The sequence below is a fragment of the Pseudomonas sp. NFACC16-2 genome (assembly GCF_900119205.1).
Classification (GTDB): domain Bacteria; phylum Pseudomonadota; class Gammaproteobacteria; order Pseudomonadales; family Pseudomonadaceae; genus Aquipseudomonas; species Aquipseudomonas fluorescens_Q.
Window position 1 is genome coordinate 99,672 of the sequence record NZ_FPIX01000007.1, and the last position, 20,344, is coordinate 120,015.

Sequence of the window (20,344 nt, forward strand, 5' to 3'; positions counted from 1 at the left end):
ACCCAGCGGGGATAAATCCCCTCGCCACAAATGCAGCGCTTGGCGTTATTGCCTGGGTTGGCAGTATTGTTACTTCCAATGAAAAAGCCCTGATCTTTCGATCAGGGCTTTTTTCGTTGTCACGGCTGCTCAATCACAACCCATTGGCTGCCTTGAACTCACGACGACGACGGTGCAGCACCGGCTCGGTGTAGCCGTTAGGCTGCTTCGTGCCTTCGATCACCAGCTCGACCGCCGCCTGGAAGGCGATGTTGCGGTCGAAGTCTGGTGCCAGCGGACGGTACAGCGGGTCGCTGGCGTTCTGGCGGTCGACCACCGGCGCCATGCGCTTGAGGCTTTCCATCACCTGGTCTTGGGTAACGATGCCGTGGCGCAGCCAGTTGGCGATGTGCTGGCTGGAGATACGCAGCGTCGCACGGTCTTCCATCAGGCCGATGTCGTTGATGTCCGGCACTTTGGAGCAGCCCACGCCCTGGTCGATCCAGCGCACCACGTAGCCAAGGATGCCCTGGGCATTGTTGTCCAGTTCGTTCTTGATCTGCTCCGGTGTCCAGTTCGGGTTGACGGCCAGCGGGATGGTCAGGATGTCGTCCACCGATGCTCGCGCGCGCTTGGCCAGCTCGGCCTGGCGGGCGAACACGTCGACCTTGTGGTAATGCAGCGCGTGCAGGGCCGCGGCGGTCGGCGAGGGAACCCATGCGGTGTTGGCGCCGGCCAGCGGATGAGCGATTTTCTGTTCAAGCATCGCCGCCATCAGGTCCGGCATCGCCCACATGCCCTTGCCAATTTGCGCACGGCCTTGCAGGCCGGTGCTCAAGCCGATGTCGACGTTCCAGTTCTCGTACGCGCTGATCCACTTTTCGGCTTTCATGTCGGCCTTGCGCACCATCGGGCCGGCTTCCATGGAGGTGTGGATTTCGTCGCCGGTACGGTCGAGGAAGCCGGTGTTGATGAACACCACGCGCTCGCTGGCGGCCTTGATGCAGGCCTTGAGGTTGACCGTGGTACGGCGCTCCTCGTCCATGATCCCGACCTTGAGGGTGTTGCGCGGCAGGTTCAGCACGTCCTCGACGCGACCGAACAGCTCGTTGGTGAACGCGGCTTCTTCCGGGCCGTGCATCTTCGGCTTGACGATGTACACCGAGCCGGTGCGGCTGTTGCGACGGCTGGTGTTGCCGTTGAGGCTGTGGATCGCTGCCAGGCTGGTGATCAGGCCGTCGAGAATACCTTCCGGCACTTCGTTGCCGTGCTGGTCCAGGATCGCGTCGATGGTCATCAGGTGGCCGACGTTACGCACGAACAACAGCGAGCGGCCGTGCAGGGTCACGCTCGAACCGTCGACAGCGGTGTAGACACGGTCGGGGTTCATGGTGCGGGTGAACGTCTGGCCGCCTTTGGCGACTTCTTCAGCCAGGTCGCCTTTCATCAGGCCGAGCCAGTTGCGGTAGATCACCACTTTGTCATCGGCATCGACGGCGGCGACCGAGTCTTCGCAGTCCATGATGGTGGTCAGCGCGGCTTCCATCAGGATGTCTTTGACGCCAGCGGCGTCAGTCTGGCCGACCGGGGTGCTGGCATCGATCTGGATTTCGAAGTGCAGGCCGTTGTGTTTCAACAGCACGGTGGTCGGTGCCGAGGCATCGCCCTGGAAGCCGATCAACTGGGCATCGTCACGCAGGCCGCTGTTGCTGCCGCCCTTGAGGGTGACCACCAGTTTGCCGTCGACGATTTTGTAAGCAATGGAGTCGACATGGGAGCCGGCCGCCAGGGGCGCGGCTTCGTCGAGGAAGGCGCGGGCGAAGGCGATGACCTTGTCGCCGCGGACCTTGTTGTAGCCTTTGCCTTTTTCCGCGCCATCGGCTTCGCTGATGGCATCGGTGCCGTACAGCGCGTCATACAGCGAACCCCAGCGGGCGTTCGATGCGTTGAGGGCGAAGCGGGCGTTCATCACCGGCACCACCAGCTGCGGGCCGGCCATGCGGGCGATTTCGTCATCGACGTTTTGGGTCGTAGCCTGGAAATCCGCCGCTTCTGGCAGCAGGTATCCAATGTCTTGCAGGAAGGCTTTGTAAGCCACGGCGTCGTGGGCCTGGCCAGCACGGGCCTGGTGCCAGGCATCGATCCGCGCCTGGAAATCATCGCGTTTGGCGAGTAGGGCTTGGTTCTTCGGCGCCAGGTCGTGGATGACCTTGTCGGCACCGGCCCAGAACGCGTCGGCGGTGAGGCCGGTTCCGGGAATGGCTTCGTTATTCACGAAGTCGAACAGGACTTTGGCGACCTGCAGGCCACCGACTTGAACGTGTTCAGTCATTGCTTGCCTCACTCTGCTCAGCTATTTCGCTTTTCAGCTCTTCGATTTTGACAATGAAGCCTCGGGACATTTAAAGCACAAACCCCGGAACCAGTACATGCCATCGCTGGCGGCTGGGTGGTAAGCCTTGCTGACGGGGCTTTTCAGGGATGCGACTGCGCCTTAAGCAGACATCGGTACAACGTTATGTAGTGCTCGCTGCGGCATACTACATGATCAATTGCGGTTGTGAAAATTAGACTAATTGCGTCGTTCCGCGACCGACTAAAGCAGTACAGTCACGGCGCGGTAGCGGATGTTCTCAAAAAATATGTGGATTGTTCCAGATAAATATTAAAACTTGTACACGATTTACGTGGGCGCACGAGTCCTGTGGCGAGGGGATTTATCCCCGTTGGGCTGCGAAGCAGCCCCAAGACATCCAACTCAATCTGTCTGATACACCGAAGTGTCGGATTTAGGGCCGCTTCGCGCCCCAGCGGGGATAAATCCCCTCGCCACAGGACTTGTGCGTCCTGCCTATACTGTCCCTTCCCCAACAAGAGGACTGCGCCATGGACCACCTCGTCATCACTGTTTTCGCCCCGGACAAGCCCGGGCAGGTCGAGCGCATTGCCGATTGCATCGCCGACCACGGCGGTAACTGGCTGGAAAGCCGCATGTCGCGCCTGGCTGGGCAGTTTGCCGGGATCTTGCGAATCGGCGCCCCCGCCGAGGCCCATGAGGAACTGATCGAAGCCTTGCAGGGGTTATCGACTTACGACATCCGCGTGTTGATCGCTGAAAGCGCCCTTGAGGAGTCCTGCACCTGGAAACCCATCACCATGGAGCTGGTGGGCAACGACCGTCCCGGCATAGTGAGGGACATCACCCGGCTGTTGAGCGAGCAGGGCGTCAATGTCGAGCGTCTGGTGACTTACGTCCGGCCGGCGCCGATGAGCAGCGAGCTGCTGTTCCACGCCGAAGCGATCCTGGGGGTGCCCTTGACCCTGTCACTGGAGACGTTGCAGGAACGCCTGGAGACCCTGGCCGATGAGTTGATGGTGGAGCTTAAGCTCAGCGACGAAGCGTGACGAAGGTTATCCAAGGAAAAACTGCGCCTGTCTGTGGATAACCTGTAGAGACCCGGCTCCAGCCCAAGCCCGCCGGGCCTCGGCGGGGAATGCTCAAAAAATCATCAGTTATCAAGGGCTTGTGCACAAACGGCGGGGATCACGCTGTGGATAACCTTGGGAAGGATGAGCGCAGGCCACGCCAGACGTGGCCTATAGAGGTTTGTGCGTTTTTTGATCAGCTGCGCCGACGCATGCTGATCACCGCATCGACGCTGTACACCGCCAGCCCGGCCCAGATAAACAGGAACGCCACCAGTGTGCTGGACGACAGGTGCTCACCAAACAGCATCACGGCGAGCAGCAGTACCAGCGTCGGCGCGATGTACTGGAGAAAACCGATGGTAGTGTAGGGCAAATGCCGTGTTGCGGCGTTGAAACACACCAACGGCACCAGCGTCACGGGGCCAGCCGCCACCAGCCACCAGGCTTCGGAAGTGGTCCAGAATGCCGCCTGGGCACTGGTGGCCGTGGGATTGAACAGCAACCAGGCGATGGCGATCGGCACCAGCATCCAGGTTTCCACTACCAGCCCCGGCAACGCCTTGACCGGTGCCTGCTTGCGGATCAACCCGTAGAAGCCGAAAGTCAGCGCCAGCACCAGTGACACCCACGGCAGGCTGCCCACTTGCCAGACCTGTTGCGCCACACCGACCGCCGCCAAACTCACCGCCAGCCATTGCATGCGGCGCAGGCGCTCGCCGAGGATCAACATGCCCAGCAAAACGTTCACCAGCGGGTTGATGTAGTAACCCAGGCTGGCTTCGAGCATGCGCTCGTTGTTCACCGCCCAGACGTAGGTCAGCCAGTTGGCCGCGATCAGTGTCCCGCTCAGGGCGAGGATCGCCAGGCGCTTTGGGTTGTCCCGCAGTTCGCGCCACCAGCCCGGGTGTTTCCAGACCAGCAGCAACGCCGCGCCGAACAGGGCCGACCACAGCACCCGATGGATGATGATCTCCACCGACGGCACGCTGGCGATGGCCTTGAAGTAGATCGGGAACAGACCCCAGATGATGTAGGCACTCAGGCCCAGGATGTACCCGCGACGCGGGTTGGCGGCTTGCATGCAGAATCCTTGCTTAGGCAGCTAACAAAGACGTGATTGTAAGGAGATTTGTCGGGTCATGCTGTGAACCTTTGTGAGGGTTCCAGCGCAAATCCCTTTGTGGGAGCGAGCTTGCTCGCGATAGCGATGTGTCAGTCGACAGAGGTGTCGAGTATTCGATCGCCATCGCGAGCAAGCTCGCTCCCACAGGGGACCTGTAGTAGGTCAGAACAGCTTCAACGGCTCTTCATTGAGCGCCGCCAGTTGCTCGCGCAACGCCAATACCTGGTCGCCCCAGTAACGTTCGCTGCCGAACCACGGGAAGCTGCGCGGGAACGCCGGGTCGTCCCAGCGCCGCGCCAGCCAGGCGCTGTAGTGCATCAGGCGCAGGGCCCGCAGTGGCTCGATCAGTGCCAATTGTCGCGGGTCGAAGTCGTGAAACTCTCGGTAGCCGTCCATCAGTTCCGACAATTGGCCCAGGCATTCCTGGCGATCGCCGGCGAGCATCATCCACAGGTCCTGCACCGCCGGGCCCATGCGGCAGTCGTCCAGGTCGACGATGTGGAACACCTCGTCGCGACACATCATGTTGCCCGGGTGGCAATCGCCGTGCATGCGGATGTTCTGGTGGGGGGTGGCGGCGTAGACCTCTTCGACGCGCTTGAGCAGGTCCCGGGCGACCGACTCGTAGGCCGGCAGCAGGCTACGAGGGACGAAGCCGCTTGCCAGCACGGTGGCCAGTGAATCGTGGCCGAAGTTCTTCACGCCCAAGGCTTCACGATGCTCGAACGGACGGGTCGCCCCGACCGCGTGCAGGCGCCCGAGCAATTGTCCCAGGCGATAGAGCTGGTCGAGGTTGCCCGGCTCCGGTGCACGGCCGCCGCGACGGGGAAACAGGGTGAAACGAAACCCGGCGTGTTCGTGCAGGCTGGTGCCGTTGTGGATCAGCGGCGCCACCACCGGCACTTCGTATTCGGCCAGCTCGAAGGTGAAGCTGTGCTCTTCCAGGATCGCTTCGTTGGTCCAGCGCTGAGGGCGATAGAACTTGGCGATCAGCGGCTCGGAATCCTCGATGCCGACCTGATAGACGCGGTTCTCGTAGCTGTTGAGGGCCAACACGCGGGCGTCGCTGAGGAAACCGATGCTTTCAACGGCATCGAGTACCAGGTCGGGCGTGAGGGTTTCAAACGGATGGGACATGCTGACTCCTGCGCAGCGGCAGGGCTGCCGCGTCCGGCACAGCATGGTAGCGCAGACAGAGGCAGATAGGTGGCGGCTGTGCTGACGTTATCGCGAGCAAGCTCGCTCCCACAGGGATAGCGGATCCATTGGACTGACCCCAACAGTCCAACTTTTTGGGGGCAGTCCACATTGTGGGAGCGAGCTTGCTCGCGATGAGTTCCTGTCAGGCGCCGATGACCCCGCCATCCTCACGGGTAATCACCATCACCGAAGACCGCGGCTTGCCATTGGGCAGGTGCTCAGGGAAGGTCGAGCCACCGTTTTCCCCGGGATGCTGGATCCCGACGAACAAGGCTTTCTGGTCTGGCGCAAAACTGATCCCGGTCACTTCGCAGCCCACCGGCCCGACCATGAAGCGGCGGATTTCGCCACTGTTGGGGTCGGCGCAGAGCATCTGGTTGTTGCCCATGCCGGCGAAGTCTCCGGCGTTGCTGGAGTCGCCATCGGTAAGGATCCACAGCCGGCCGGCCTTGTCGAAGCCCAGGCCATCGGGGCTGTTGAACATGTTCTGCGGGTTGATGTTGGACGATCCGGCTTTCGGCGTGCCGGCGTGTACCGTCGGGTTGCCGGCGACCACGAACAGGTCCCAGTCGAAGGTCTTGGACGCATGGTCGTCGCGGTCGGTGCGCCAGCGCAGGATCTGCCCGTAGACGTTCTTGGCCCGAGGGTTCGGCCCGTCTACCGGTTGGCCGTCTTCGCCACGCTTGGAGTTGTTGGTCAGGGTGCAATAGACCTGACCGTCTTTCGGGCTGACCACGATCCACTCAGGGCGGTCCATACGGGTGGCGCCCACGGCACTGGCGGCCAGGCGCGCATGGATCAGCACCTCGGCCTGGTCGGCGAAGCCGCTGCTGGCGTCGAGGCCGTTCTTGCCATGGGTCAACTCGATCCACTGGCCCTTGCCTTTGGGATGGTCCGGGTTGCCGTCGCCGGCATCGAAGCGCGCCACATACAAGGTGCCATGGTCCAGCAGGTTGCGGTTGGCTTTGGCATTGCGATGATTGATGCGCTCGCGGCTGACGAACTTGTAGATGAACTCGCCGCGTTCATCGTCGCCCATGTACACCACGGCGCGACCGTCGTTGGTCTGCGCCAGGGCGGCGTTTTCGTGTTTGAAACGGCCCAGGGCGGTGCGTTTCACCGGTGTGGATTCTGGATCGAACGGGTCGATTTCCACCACCCAGCCGTGGCGATTGAGTTCGTTGGGGTTTTTCGCCAGATCGAAGCGCGGATCGTACAGGTGCCAGTTGATCTCGCGGCTGGTGACGGTGGCGCCATAGCGTTTTTGCGCTTCGTCGAACTGCAAGTCGGACTTGCTGCTACCGAAGCAGTCGGTGAAGTTTTCTTCGCAGGTCAGATAAGTGCCCCACGGTGTCATGCCGTTAGCGCAGTTCTGGAAAGTCCCCAGGACTTTCTTGCCGCTCTTGTCGGCACTGGTTTTCAGCAGGTCGTGACCGGCGGCCGGGCCGCGCAGGCGAATCGGCGTGTTGCCGTGGATCCTGCGGTTGTAGCGCGACTCCTGGACGAACTGCCACTGGCCGCGACGACGCTGGACCTCGATCACCGACACCCCTTCGCTGGCCTGGGCCTTGTGCACGTCTTCGGCCGACTGCGGCTGGCCGCCGTGGGGGAAGAGGTAGCGGTAGTTGGTGTATTCGTTGTTGATCGCCATCAGCGCCCGGTTATTGTCGCCGGGGAACGGGAACAGGCTCATGCCGTCGTTGTTGTCGCCGAACTGCACTTCCTGTGCGCGGGCGGTGCCGTTGCCACTGGGGTCGAACGCCGGTGCATTTTTCTGCAGCGGCTGGCCCCAACTGATCAGCACCGAGGATTTGTAACCTGGCGGCAACGTGATGGTGTCGGCCGTGGCGGCGGCGATGCTGTTGAAGCCCAGCAGCCGGCTGTTGCCTTCGCTCACGGCGGCGGCCAGGACGCTGCGGCTCAGCAGGTTGCCGCCCAGGAACATCGCCGCGCCGCACAGGGCGCCGGCGCTAATGAAGCTGCGCCGGCTCAGGCCGACGATCTTTTCCAGGTCGGTGGATTGGTTTTCTTCTAATAGGCTCATCTCAGGCTCCCTGCTGGTTTTGGCAGTCACCTTAAAGCGGGTCGATGAAACTATTGTTGCAACACGCTACAGCGGTGTGCCGAGCAGCACATTTGTCGCTGAAAACGTCACTTGCACCGGTGAGCCGCCTTCCAGATGCTGCTTTTGTAGCTCAAGCGGGTCGGCCAGGGCGCACAGCGTCTGGCCGTTGGGCAGGCTGATGCGCACTTCGCTGGGGCCGTCTTCGGCGGCATCGACCTGTTCGATCATGCCGCGCAGCGTATTGACCTGCGATTTTTCCACTTGCTCGACGGGGTGCAATTCCAGCCAGCCAGCCTTGATCAGCGCCACCACGTTAGTGCCGACATCCAGCTCCAGGCGCAGCGTGCTGTCGTGGGTAATCTGGGCTTCGATGACCAGGCCCCGGGCCAGCTCCAGGCGTACCCGGTCGTTGTGCCCCTGGGCCTCGATGTCCAGGACCTTGCCATGCAGTTGATTACGGGCGCTGGTGCGCAGCATCAGGCGACTGAGCAGGCTCAGGTCACCGGCATCCTCGCTCGCTTCCAATAGTTGTGTCTGCAGCGCTTGCAGGCGCAGATACAGGCGCAGCACGCGTTGGCCTTCCTCCGACAGCCTGGCACCGCCACCGCCCTTGCCGCCAACACTGCGCTCCACCAACGGTTGGTCCGCCAGGTTGTTCAACTCATCGATGGCATCCCACGCCGCCTTGTAGCTCAGGCCCGCGCTCTTGGCGGCGCGGGTGATCGAACCTTGTTCGGCGATGTGCTGCAACAGGGCGATGCGTTGTGGTCGCCGAGCGATGTGCTGGGTCAGAAGCGTGGGCAAGGACATGGCGGAAAACTGCGTGCAAGGGTCGATGAGCGGACGTTGGCGCCTTGGGCGTGGCGCGTCAAGCCGACTCTCCGGGTTTCGGCGTGCGAGCCAGGCAGTACACATCGACCCGCGCAGCGCCGGCATCGAGCAGCAGGGCGGCCAGGGCCTGGGCGGTGGCGCCCGTGGTGAGCACGTCGTCGACCAACGCCAAATGACGGTTGTGCAACGCAGCCTGGGGTGCCAGGGCAAAGGCCTGACGCAGGTTTCGCCGCCGAGCCCTGGCATCGAGTGCCTGTTGGGCGGGGGTGTCCTGGGTGCGTCGCAGCAGGTGTTCTTCGCAAGGGATCGCCAACGGACCACTGAGCCAGCGGGCCAGCAGCGCCGCCTGGTTGAAACCGCGCTGGCGCAAACGCCGGGTCGCCAGTGGCACCGGTACCAGTGCGTCGGGTCGTTCCAGCCCTTCGTCGAAATGATGTTGCAACGACTGCGCGAGCAGTTCGCCCAGCAGTCGGCCCAGGGGCCATTTCGCCTGGTGCTTGAAACGGGTGATCAGGCTGTCCACCGGGAAGTCGTAGGCCCAGGGCGCCAGGACCCGTTCGAAGGCCGGCGGCTGCGCGGCGCATTGTCCGCAACGCAGCCCGGCCATGGGCAGTGGCAAGGCACAGACGCTGCATTGATCACCGAGCCAGGGCAGCTCGCTTTCACAGGGCGTGCAGATCGGCTGCGGCGTATCGGTGCTTTCGCCGCACAGCAGGCAGGATTGTTTGTTTTTTAACCAGATGTAAACCTGTCCTTTGTATCGTGGTTGACAGCGCATGACTCTTCCTTAAATATGCCGAACATCCGTGTCGCGCCTGTGGGTATTCCATGCCCCAGGCGCCAGCCAAGCATAATCAAGGAAATGCCCATGAGCGCCAGCACCACTGCCAACCTGCGTCATGACTGGTCTTTGGCCGAAGTCAAAGCACTCTTCGTCCAGCCATTCAATGACCTGCTGTTCCAGGCGCAGACCGTGCACCGCGCGCACTTCGACGCCAATCGCGTCCAGGTTTCCACGCTGCTGTCGATCAAGACCGGCGCGTGCCCGGAAGATTGCAAATATTGTCCGCAGTCCGGTCACTACAACACCGGCCTGGATAAAGAGAAATTGCTCGAAGTGCAGAAGGTCCTCGAAGAGGCTGCACGGGCCAAGGCCATCGGTTCTACCCGTTTCTGCATGGGCGCGGCCTGGAAACATCCGTCGGCCAAGGACATGCCGTATGTGCTGGAAATGGTCAAAGGCGTGAAGGCCATGGGCCTGGAAACCTGCATGACCCTGGGCCGCCTTGACCAGGAACAGACCGAAGCGCTGGCCCAGGCTGGCCTGGACTACTACAACCACAACCTCGATACCTCGCCGGAGTTCTACGGCAGCATCATCACCACCCGCACCTACAGCGAGCGCCTGCAAACCCTGGCCTATGTGCGTGATTCGGGGATGAAGATCTGCTCCGGCGGCATCCTCGGCATGGGCGAGTCCCTGGACGACCGCGCGAACCTGCTGATCCAACTGGCGAACCTGCCGGAGCACCCGGAATCGGTGCCGATCAACATGTTGGTCAAGGTCGCCGGCACGCCGCTGGAGAATGCCGAGGACGTCGATCCGTTCGATTTCATCCGCATGCTCGCCGTGGCGCGGATCATGATGCCCCAGTCCCATGTGCGGCTGTCCGCCGGCCGTGAAGCGATGAACGAGCAGATGCAGTCCCTGGCGTTCCTGGCCGGTGCCAACTCGATTTTCTACGGCGACAAGCTGTTGACCACCGCCAACCCGCAAGCCGACAAGGACATGCAGTTGTTCGCACGCCTGGGCATCCAGCCCGAAGCCCGCGAAGAACATGCCGACGAAGTGCACCAGGCGGCGATTGAACAGGCGCTGGTGGAGCAGAAGAGCAGCGAGCAGTTCTACAACGCCGCTGTTTGACCACTCACCGATACCCGGATTGGAATGCAAGACCCTGTGGGAGCGAGCTTGCTCGCGATGGCGATGGAACATTCGCATTGATGTCGACTGACACACCGCTATCGCGAGCAAGCTCGCTCCCACAAGGGGCTTTGGCCAGTCTTTAAACAGTTGAGGCCTGCATGCCCTTCGATCTCGCCGCACGTCTGGCTGCCCGTCGTGCCGACAACCTCTATCGCCAGCGCCCGCTGCTCGAAAGCCCCCAGGGCCCGGAAGTGGTGGTGGACGGCCAGCCGTTGCTGGCGTTCTGCAACAACGATTACCTGGGCCTGGCCAATCACCCGCAAGTGATCGAAGCCTGGCGCGCCGGGGCGCTCCGTTGGGGTGTCGGGGGTGGCGCCTCCCATTTGGTGATCGGCCACAGCGGCCCTCATCACGCCTTGGAAGAAGCCTTGGCCGACCTGACCGGCCGCCCGCGGGCGTTGCTGTTCACCACCGGTTACATGGCCAACCTCGGTGCGGTCACCGCGCTGGTGGGGCAGGGCGACACGGTACTGGAAGACCGCCTCAATCATGCCTCGCTGCTCGACGCCGGCCTGTTGTCCGGTGCGCGTTTCAACCGTTACCTGCACAACGATGCCCAGAGTTTGGCCAGCCGCCTGGAAAAAGCCACCGGCAATACCCTGGTGGTCACCGACGGCGTGTTCAGCATGGACGGCGACATCGCCGACCTGCCAGCCCTGGCCCGTGAAGCCAAGGCCAAGGGCGCCTGGCTGATGGTCGACGATGCACACGGTTTCGGCCCGTTGGGAGCCAATGGTGGCGGTATCGTCGAGCATTTTGGCTTGAGCCAGGATGACGTACCGGTATTGGTGGGCACCCTGGGCAAGGCCTTTGGCACCGCCGGGGCTTTTGTCGCCGGCAGTGAAGAACTGATCGAAAGCCTGATCCAGTTCGCTCGCCCCTACATCTACACCACCAGCCAACCGCCGGCCCTGGCCTGCGCCACGCTCAAGAGCCTTGAGCTGCTGCGCAGCGAGCATTGGCGACGCGAGCACTTGCAGGCGCTGATTCGTCAGTTCCGCCAGGGTGCCGAGCAGATTGGCCTGCAACTGATGGACAGTTTCACGCCGATCCAGCCGATCCTGATTGGCGATGCGGGACGGGCCATGTGTTTGTCGCAAATGCTGCGAGAGCGCGGGCTGATGGTCACGGCGATCCGCCCACCCACCGTACCGGCTGGCAGCGCCCGTTTGCGCGTGACCCTGACCGCCGCCCACAGCGAGGCCCAGGTGCAGCTATTGTTGAATGCACTGGCCGAGTGTTTTGCCCTGTTGGGACCGGAGCCAAGCGATGCGTGACCGACTGATATTGCTGCCGGGCTGGGGCTTGGGCGTTTCACCGCTGGAGCCGCTGGCGGCGGCGTTGCACGGGCTCGACGAGCACTTGCGAGTGGAAATCGAACCATTGCCGGCGTTGCTATCGAACGACCCGGATGAATGGCTCGAAGAATTGGACGCCACCGTACCCCAGGATGCCTGGCTGGGCGGTTGGTCCCTGGGCGGTATGCTGGCCTCGGCGCTGGCGGCGCGTCGGGGTGAGCGCTGCTGCGGCCTGCTGACCCTGGCGAGCAATCCGTCCTTTGTCGCCCACGAGCAATGGCCGTGTGCGATGGATGGAGCAACCTTCGATGGTTTTCTCGCCGGCTGTGCGACCGATCCACGCCAGACCCTCAAGCGCTTCAGTTTGCTGTGTGCCCAGGGCAGCAGCGACCCACGCGGGTTGTCGCGGTTGTTATTGGCCGGGGCGCCGGGCACGTCGCCCGAGGTCTTGATGGCCGGGCTCGAACTGTTGGCGCAATTGGACACTCGCGCCGCATTGCAGCGCTTTCGTGGCCCGCAATTGCATCTGTTTGCCGGGCTCGATGCCCTGGTGCCGGCCGAAGCCGCGGGTGAGTTGCTGGTCTTGCTGCCGGATGTCGAAATCGGCCTGATCGAACAGGCCGGCCACGGATTCCTTCTGGAGGACCCGCACGGTGTCGCGGGGGCGATCCAGGCTTTTTTGCATGAGTCCGGCGATGACTGATCTGTCTCTTCCCAAATTGCCCGGTGCCTTGCCCGACAAGCGCCAGGTGGCGGCTTCGTTTTCCCGGGCGGCAACCAGCTATGACAGCGTGGCCGAACTGCAGCGCGACGTGGGCCAACAGTTGCTCGGGCGCTTGCCGTCTTCGTTTATCCCACAACGTTGGCTGGACCTGGGCTGCGGCACTGGCTATTTCACCCGGGCCCTGGGCGCGCGTTATGGCGTGGATTCCGGCCTGGCGTTGGACATCGCCGAAGGCATGCTCAACCATGCTCGTCCCCAAGGTGGCGCCGCGCATTTTGTCGCCGGTGATGCTGAGCGGTTGCCTTTGCAAGCGACGAGCTGTGACCTGGTGTTCTCCAGCTTGGCGGTGCAATGGTGTGCGGATTTTGCCGCTGTGCTGAGCGAGGCCCATCGAGTGTTGAAACCGGGTGGGGTGTTTGCCTTCACCAGCCTCTGTGTAGGCACTTTGTACGAATTGCGCGACAGTTGGCGTCAGGTGGATGGCTTGGTGCACGTCAATCGTTTCCGTGGGTTCGAGACGTATCAACACCTTTGCGCGGACAGCGGGCTGAATGTCGTCAGTCTGGAAAACCGTCCCCATGTGTTGCATTACCCCGACGTGCGCAGCCTGACGCATGAATTGAAAGCCTTGGGCGCCCACAATCTGAACCCCGGGCGCCCCGGCGGCTTGACCGGCAGGGCGCGGATCCTGGCGCTGGTTGAAGCCTATGAGCAGTTTCGTCAGGCGCTGGGACTGCCGGCGACTTACCAGGTGGTCTACGCCGTTTTGGAGAAACCGCTATGAGCCAGGCCTATTTCATTACCGGCACTGACACCGACGTGGGCAAGACCACCGTCGCGGCAGGCCTGCTGCACGCCGCGCGACAGGCCGGCATGAGCACCGCCGCCGGCAAGCCCGTAGCCTCCGGTTGCGAGGTCACCCCCAAGGGCCTGCGCAATGCCGATGCCTTGGCCTTGCTGGCCGAATGCTCGATACCGTTGACGTATGCACAGGTCAATCCGGTGGCGTTCGAACCGGCAATAGCGCCGCACTTGGCCGCTCGGGAAGCGGGCGTTGCGTTGACGGTGCAGTCGCTACTCGGCCCGATGCGCGAAGTGCTGGCGCTGGGCGCCGACTTCACCTTGATCGAAGGCGCGGGTGGTTGGCGCGTGCCGCTGGCCGGCCAGGACAATCTTTCCGATCTGGCGATCGCGCTGGGCTTGCCGGTGATTCTGGTGGTGGGCGTACGCCTGGGTTGCATCAGCCACGCGTTGTTGACCGCCGAGGCTATCGCTCGTGATGGCTTGCAGCTTGCCGGTTGGGTCGCGAACATCGTCGACCCGGCCACCTCGCGCCTGGAAGAAAACCTGGCAACCTTGGCCGAGCGACTTCCGGCGCCGTGCCTGGGCAGGGTGGCGCGGATTCAGAGCGTGACGGCCGAAGCCGTGGCCGGACACCTGCAATTGGATCTGCTGGACTGAGTCCCGCCAAGGTTTTGCCTATGACGCGGCACTGTGCCATTAGTGTTTTTGTCGGGCCTTTTCCTTGGGGTTCTGCTTCAATGGCCCCTGTCGACCCCTCAAGAAGACGAGCTCTGCCATGGAAATCTCAGGAAGTACCGCGTTCTATGCCGGTCTGAGCACGATTCAGACAGGGCAGAACCGCGTCGATCAGGCCTCCAGCCAGATCGCCAACAATACGATCGAGCGTTCGGTCACCAGCCAGTCCTCGGAAGTCCAGGTTGATCGCTTGCGTTCGGTGGATCGTAGCCAGCAGTCGGACCAGGCCGCCAACATGGTCGAAATGGCCCAGGGCAAGTTCCAGCTGCAACTGGGCGTTAATGTCGCCAAGGCATCCGACGAAATGCTCGGTACGTTAATCGATACCTTCGCCTGATCCTGCCCTTCAGATTTACGAAAACGCCGCGATTATTCGCGGCGTTCTTGTCTCTAACGTCTTATTGCTCAACTAATCTTTTCCTACGCGCATTGCGGAATCTTCAGCGCGATAGATTTCCCGTGTCCGACATTTTTCTCAGGCTGATGACGAACGGCAAAAGATCGGCGCTTGACAAGATTTGGGCGTAAACGTATGTTTCAAACAACTGTTTGACCGCTACAACAAATCCACGCGGTCGTTCATTCCCGGTTACATCAGCAGAGGTTTATCGCTATGCCTGACTACAAGGCCCCCTTGCGTGATATTCGCTTCGTTCGTGACGAACTGCTTGGCTACGAAGCGCATTATCAGAGCCTTCCGGCTTGCCAGGACGCAACTCCGGACATGGTTGACGCCATTCTCGAAGAAGGCGCCAAGTTTTGTGAGCAGGTGCTGGCGCCGCTGAACCGTGTGGGCGACATCGAAGGTTGCACCTGGAGCGAGTCCGGCGTGAAGACTCCGACTGGTTTCAAGGAAGCCTACAAGCAATTCGTCGAAGGCGGCTGGCCAAGCCTGGCCCACGACGTCGAGCACGGTGGTCAAGGTCTGCCGGAATCCTTGGGCCTGGCGGTCAGCGAGATGGTCGGTGAAGCCAACTGGTCGTGGGGCATGTACCCGGGCCTGTCCCATGGCGCGATGAACACGATTTCCGAGCACGGTACGCCTGAGCAACAAGAGGCTTACCTGACCAAGCTGGTGTCCGGTGAATGGACCGGCACCATGTGCCTGACTGAACCACACTGCGGCACTGACCTTGGCATGCTGCGCACCAAGGCCGAGCCTCAGGCCGATGGTTCCTACAAGGTTTCCGGCACCAAGATCTTCATTTCGGCCGGCGAACACGACATGGCCGACAACATCGTTCACATCGTGCTGGCGCGCCTGCCGGACGCACCGGCTGGTACCAAGGGCATTTCGCTGTTCATCGTTCCCAAGTTCCTGCCTAACGCCGACGGCTCCATCGGCCAGCGCAACGCGGTGAGCTGCGGTTCCCTGGAACACAAGATGGGCATCCACGGCAACGCCACTTGCGTGATGAACTTCGACGCGGCCACCGGTTACCTGATCGGCCCGGCGAACAAAGGCCTGAACTGCATGTTCACCTTCATGAACACCGCACGCCTGGGCACCGCGCTGCAAGGCCTGGCCCACGCCGAAATCGGTTTCCAGGGTGGCCTGAAATACGCTCGCGACCGTCTGCAAATGCGTTCCCTGACCGGCCCGAAAGCGCCAGACAAGGCCGCTGATCCGATCATCGTCCATCCTGACGTGCGTCGCATGCTGCTGACCATGAAGGCCTTCGCCGAAGGTAACCGGGCGATGGTCTACTTCACCGCCAAGCAGGTCGACATCGTCAAGTACGGCGTGGATGAAGAAGCGAAGAAAAAGGCCGATGCACTGCTGGCATTCATGACGCCGATCGCCAAGGCCTTCATGACCGAAGTCGGTTTCGAGTCGGCCAACCACGGCGTACAGATCTATGGCGGCCACGGCTTCATCGCCGAGTGGGGCATGGAGCAGAACGTTCGTGACAGCCGTATCTCGATGCTGTACGAAGGCACCACCGGCATCCAGGCACTCGACTTGCTGGGCCGTAAAGTGCTGATGACCCAGGGCGAGGCGCTCAAGGGCTTCACCAAGATCGTCCACAAGTTCTGCCAGGGCAACGAAGGCAACGACGCGGTCAAGGAGTTCGTAGAACCCCTGGCTGCGCTGAACAAGGAATGGGGCGAGCTGACCATGAAGGTCGGCATGGCGGCCATGAAGGATCGCGAAGAAGTCGGCGCGGCGTCGGTGGACTACCTGATGTACTCCGGTTACGCCTGCCTGGCCTATTTCTGGGCCGACATGGCGCGCCTGGCGGCGGAAAAACTCGCAGCCGGCACCACTGAAGAAGCCTTCTACACTGCCAAGCTGCAGACCGCGCGCTTCTACTTCCAGCGCATCCTGCCGCGTACCCGCACCCACGTGGCTGCCATGCTGTCGGGCGCCAACAACCTGATGGATATGAAGGAAGAGGACTTCGCACTGGGCTATTAAGCCTCACGCGCTTCTTCCAAAAGCCGCTGCTTCTTCGGGAGCAGCGGCTTTTTCATGTCTGCCACAAATTTGTATTCACCGCAGGCCCTTGTGGGAGCGAGCTTGCTCGCGATGGCGTTTGTTCAGTCAGTACCTTCATGGCTGACACACCGCTATCGCGAGCAGGCTCGCTCCTCCAGGGCCAACTAGGATCCTGAAACAATATTCATCCAACTCGACCCTAAGAAAACCGTCACCTCTGCCGTTACAGCGATGGCAGTGTGACATCTGTCACATCTCGCGTGCCTTACTGCTCCAGTTGCAGGCACAATGCCATCTTTGCTCAGCCCGGTCGGAGCTTTACCCTTGCCGCGTTCTTCCGCTGTACGTTTCAGCCATTTCCTACCGTCATTGCTGCTGTTGCTGGCGGGGCTTGCGGCTGCCTACGTCAAGGATCTCAACGTTTTCTTCACCTCGCTGTTCAACGTGCTCCCGACGCTGGTGTTGTTGCTGGGTGGGGCGTATTGCGCTGTCTACCGACGTCAACGTGAACTGTTTCTGATGGTCACGGTGTACATCGCCTATTTCCTGCTGGACACCCAGACTGACTTCTATCGCGATAACGGCAAGGTGCGCGAAGACGCGGCGGTGGTGTTCCATCTCGTTTGCCTGTTGTTGCCGCTGTTGTTCGGGCTGTTCGCCGCGTGGCAGGAGCGCACCCATCTGTTCCAGGACATGGTGGCGCGGTTCGCCGTGTTGCTGGTCTTTGGCAGCGTGGCGCTGGCCCTGGAGCAGAGTTACCCCCAGGCCTTGCTGTTGTGGCTTTCGGAGATCCGCTGGCCGGCGTTGCACGGTGCCTGGATGAGCCTGATCCAATTGTCTTACCCGATGTTCGCCGCCGCGTTCCTGCTGCTGGCCTGGCAATATTGGCGCAACCCCCGGCCACTGCATGCTGCGCAATTGGTGGGGGTGCTGGGGTTGTTCTGGATGTTGCCGAAAACCTTCATCCTGCCGTTCACCTTGAACATCATGTGCAGCCAGGTGATGTTGATGATCGCGGCAGCGGTCGCCCATGAGGCCTATCAAATGGCCTTCCGTGACGAACTCACCGGCCTGCCGGGCCGTCGGGCGCTGAACGAACGCATGCAGCGCCTGGGGCGCAATTATGTGCTGGCGATGAGCGACGTGGACCACTTCAAGAAATTCAACGACACCCACGGCCACGATGTGGGGGACCAGGTCCTGCGCCTGGTGGCCAGCAAATTGTCGAAAATCGGCGGTGGCGGTAGGGCGTATCGCTACGGCGGTGAGGAATTTGCCCTGGTGTTCGCAGGCAAGACCATCGACGAGTGCATGCCCCATCTGGAAGTCATTCGCCAGTCCATCGAGACGTACGCCATCCAACTGCGCAACCCTGACAGTCGTCCCCAGGACGACCAACAAGGCCGCCAGCGTCGCTCCGGTGCCGGCGCGTCCAGCGTCTCGGTGACGGTCAGCATCGGTGTCGCGGAACGCCTCGAGCAACGCACGCCTGAAGAAGTGCTCAAGTCCGCCGACCAGGCGCTCTATAACGCCAAGGGCGCGGGGCGTAACTGTGTGATTGCCTTCGGGCAGAACCGCCGCGGTGCTGTGCGCATGGAGGCTGCCGCGGGTTGAGTGATGACGGCGCATTCAGCGTCTGGACTGTGATTGTGGGCCTAGGTGGCCGGCAGTAGGTTGAAACGATCTGCTACCGGAGAAAACCACCATGCCCGAGTACAAAGCCCCACTGCGTGACATGCGCTTTCTGATCGATCACGTCTTCGATTTCCATGGTCGCTATGCCGAGCTGGGCGTCAGCGACGCAAGCCCGGACATGGTCAGCGCGATCCTCGAAGAGGGTGCCAGGTTCTGTGAGAACGTGCTGGCGCCGCTCAATCGCTGCGGTGATGAAGAGGGTTGCCATTTCGACAACGGTGTAGTCACCACGCCGACAGGCTTCAAGCAGGCTTTCGCACAGTACGTGGAGGGCGGCTGGCATGGGCTGGCGGCGGACCCGGCGTATGGCGGCCAGGGCCTGCCCAGCTCCCTGGGCCTGGTCATCAGCGAGATGATCGGCTCCAGCAATACGTCTTGGGGCATGTACCCGGGCCTGACTCATGGCGCCATGTCGGCGATCCATGCCCACGGCACGGCAGAACAGAAACAGACCTACCTGAGTAAACTCACCGCCGGCCAATGGACTGGCACCATGTGCCTGACCGAAGCCCACTGCGGCACCGACCTGGGCATCATCAAGACCCGCGCCGTGCCCCAGGCCGACGGCAGCCATGGGATCACCGGCAGCAAGATCTTCATTTCCGCCGGCGAACACGACATGAGCGATAACATCATCCACCTGGTGCTGGCCAAGTTGCCGGACGCTCCCGCCGGGACCAAGGGCATCTCGCTGTTCATCGTGCCCAAGTTCCTGCCCGACGCCAGGGGTGAGGCAGGGGCGCGCAATGGCGTGTCCTGTGGTTCGATTGAACACAAGATGGGCATCAAGGCATCGGCCACCTGTGTGCTGAATTTCGATGGGGCCAAGGGGTTCCTCATCGGCGAGCCGAACAAGGGCCTCAATTGCATGTTCACCATGATGAACCACGCCCGGCTCGGCACTGGCATGCAGGGCCTGTGCCTGGGCGAGGCGAGCTTCCAGGGCGCCATCAGGTACGCCAACGACCGTTTGCAGATGCGCGCGCTGACCGGCCCGAAGGCACCGGAAAAAGTCGCCGACCCGATCATCGTCCATCCCGATGTGCGCAGGATGCTGCTGACCATGAAAGCCTTCAACGAAGGCAATCGGGCGCTGACGTATTTCACCGCGCAACTGCTGGACACCGCGCATCTGAGTCCGGACGAAACCGCCCGCCAGGAGGCCGAGGACCTGCTGGCGTTCCTCACGCCGATCTGCAAGGCTTTCATGACCGACACCGGGCTGGAGGTGACCAACCACGGCATGCAAGTGTTTGGCGGTCACGGCTTCATTCGTGAGTGGGGCATGGAGCAGTTGGTGCGAGATTGCCGCATCGCGCCGATCTACGAGGGCACTAATGGTATCCAGGCCCTGGATCTGCTGGGGCGCAAGGTGCTGGGCAGCCAGGGCAAGTTGTTGCGCGGCTTCACCAAAATCGTCCATAAGTTCTGCGCTGCCAATGTGCAACATCCGCAGCTCAAGGCGTACGTCGCGCAACTCGACGGGCTCAACCAGCAGTGGGGCGAGCTGACCACTCGGGTTGGCATGGCCGCCATGAAGAATCCAGATGAAGTCGGCGCCGCCTCCGTGGATTATTTGATGTACAGCGGTTACATCATCCTGGCCTACCTGTGGTTGCGCATGGCAGTGGTGGCCCAGTCGCAACTCGACAGCGGCAACGGTGACGGCGATTTCTGCCAGGCCAAACTGGCGACCTGCGAGTTCTACTTCAAGCGCCTGCTGCCGCGTACGACCGCCCATCGGGCTGCGGTCGAGGCCGGGAGCGACTGCCTGATGAAGCTACCTGCAGAGTTGTTTGCCCTCTGACTGAACCTGTGGCGAGGGAGCTTGCTCCCGCTGGGCTGCGCAGCAGCCCCTTTTTTGTGAGTGCTGCGCACTCAAGCGGGAGCAAGCTCCCTCGCCACCATCACATTCAAGTCTGTATGTTGACTAAAAATAACAAAACAGTCATAGGTTGACCCTATGTGTCGCAAAAGTTGTTGAGGTACACTCCAATCCATGTAAAAACCGTTTTCTCACGAACCAACTGTTTA

Annotated in this window: 16 protein-coding genes; 10 read left to right on the plus strand and 6 right to left on the minus strand. The window is 61.8% G+C overall.

Annotated features, from left to right (window positions below; genetic code table 11):
- Positions 1-133: 133 nt before the first annotated feature.
- A complete protein-coding gene (locus tag BT116_RS08730; RefSeq protein ID WP_072342362.1) occupies positions 134-2,311 on the minus strand; it encodes a malate synthase G in 2,178 nt (725 codons plus the stop codon).
- Positions 2,312-2,865: 554 nt separating this feature from the next.
- Here BT116_RS08730 and BT116_RS08735 point away from each other — a divergent pair.
- A complete protein-coding gene (locus tag BT116_RS08735; protein ID WP_072342365.1) occupies positions 2,866-3,384 on the plus strand; it encodes a glycine cleavage system transcriptional repressor in 519 nt (172 codons plus the stop codon).
- Between the two features lie 217 nt (positions 3,385-3,601).
- Here the strand turns inward: BT116_RS08735 and rarD are convergent, their stop codons facing one another.
- From rarD to BT116_RS08760, 5 genes are all read right to left on the minus strand, one after another.
- The gene (rarD, locus tag BT116_RS08740) at positions 3,602-4,489 is read right to left on the minus strand and encodes an EamA family transporter RarD (RefSeq protein WP_072342368.1); all 888 of its coding nucleotides are present in this window, start codon (positions 4,487-4,489) and stop codon (positions 3,602-3,604) included.
- A gap of 204 nt (positions 4,490-4,693) precedes the next feature.
- The gene (locus BT116_RS08745) at positions 4,694-5,668 is read right to left on the minus strand and encodes a serine/threonine protein kinase (protein ID WP_072342371.1); all 975 of its coding nucleotides are present in this window, start codon (positions 5,666-5,668) and stop codon (positions 4,694-4,696) included.
- A gap of 205 nt (positions 5,669-5,873) precedes the next feature.
- Positions 5,874-7,775, minus strand: coding sequence for a PhoX family protein (locus tag BT116_RS08750; protein WP_072342374.1), 1,902 nt, complete (start codon positions 7,773-7,775; stop codon positions 5,874-5,876).
- 66 nt (positions 7,776-7,841) lie between these two features.
- Positions 7,842-8,606, minus strand: a complete 765-nt coding sequence (locus BT116_RS08755) for a TOBE domain-containing protein (RefSeq protein WP_072342377.1) — start codon at positions 8,604-8,606, stop codon at positions 7,842-7,844.
- 58 nt (positions 8,607-8,664) lie between these two features.
- Positions 8,665-9,405: a ComF family protein gene (locus tag BT116_RS08760; protein WP_072342380.1), complete on the minus strand. Its 741-nt coding sequence runs from the start codon at positions 9,403-9,405 to the stop codon at positions 8,665-8,667.
- Between the two features lie 90 nt (positions 9,406-9,495).
- On the opposite strand from BT116_RS08760, the gene bioB reads away from it, so the two are divergent.
- From bioB to BT116_RS08805, 9 genes are all read left to right on the plus strand, one after another.
- Complete coding sequence (gene bioB, locus BT116_RS08765) at positions 9,496-10,551, plus strand: biotin synthase BioB (RefSeq protein ID WP_063324077.1); 1,056 nt, start codon at positions 9,496-9,498, stop codon at positions 10,549-10,551.
- Positions 10,552-10,712: 161 nt separating this feature from the next.
- Positions 10,713-11,891, plus strand: coding sequence for an 8-amino-7-oxononanoate synthase (gene bioF / locus BT116_RS08770; protein ID WP_072342383.1), 1,179 nt, complete (start codon positions 10,713-10,715; stop codon positions 11,889-11,891).
- Positions 11,884-12,615 (plus strand): alpha/beta fold hydrolase, encoded by a 732-nt coding sequence (locus BT116_RS08775; RefSeq protein ID WP_072342386.1) that lies wholly within the window; start codon positions 11,884-11,886, stop codon positions 12,613-12,615. The genes bioF and BT116_RS08775 overlap by 8 nt, the downstream gene beginning before the upstream one ends.
- On the plus strand, positions 12,608-13,420 hold the full coding sequence (gene bioC / locus BT116_RS08780) for a malonyl-ACP O-methyltransferase BioC (RefSeq protein WP_072342389.1): 813 nt from the start codon (positions 12,608-12,610) through the stop codon (positions 13,418-13,420). The genes BT116_RS08775 and bioC overlap by 8 nt, the downstream gene beginning before the upstream one ends.
- A complete protein-coding gene (gene bioD, locus BT116_RS08785) occupies positions 13,417-14,097 on the plus strand; it encodes a dethiobiotin synthase (RefSeq protein ID WP_072342392.1) in 681 nt (226 codons plus the stop codon). The genes bioC and bioD overlap by 4 nt, the downstream gene beginning before the upstream one ends.
- 118 nt (positions 14,098-14,215) lie before the next feature.
- A complete protein-coding gene (locus BT116_RS08790) occupies positions 14,216-14,512 on the plus strand; it encodes a pyrroloquinoline quinone biosynthesis protein PqqE (RefSeq protein WP_072342395.1) in 297 nt (98 codons plus the stop codon).
- Positions 14,513-14,788: 276 nt separating this feature from the next.
- Positions 14,789-16,594 carry a phenylacyl-CoA dehydrogenase gene (locus tag BT116_RS08795; RefSeq protein WP_072342398.1) on the plus strand — a complete coding sequence of 602 codons (1,806 nt, stop codon included), beginning with the start codon at positions 14,789-14,791 and terminating at the stop codon, positions 16,592-16,594.
- 345 nt (positions 16,595-16,939) lie between these two features.
- The gene (locus BT116_RS08800; RefSeq protein WP_072342400.1) at positions 16,940-18,229 is read left to right on the plus strand and encodes a GGDEF domain-containing protein; all 1,290 of its coding nucleotides are present in this window, start codon (positions 16,940-16,942) and stop codon (positions 18,227-18,229) included.
- 91 nt (positions 18,230-18,320) lie between these two features.
- Positions 18,321-20,117 (plus strand): acyl-CoA dehydrogenase C-terminal domain-containing protein, encoded by a 1,797-nt coding sequence (locus tag BT116_RS08805; RefSeq protein WP_072342403.1) that lies wholly within the window; start codon positions 18,321-18,323, stop codon positions 20,115-20,117.
- The last annotated feature ends 227 nt before the right edge of the window (positions 20,118-20,344 follow it).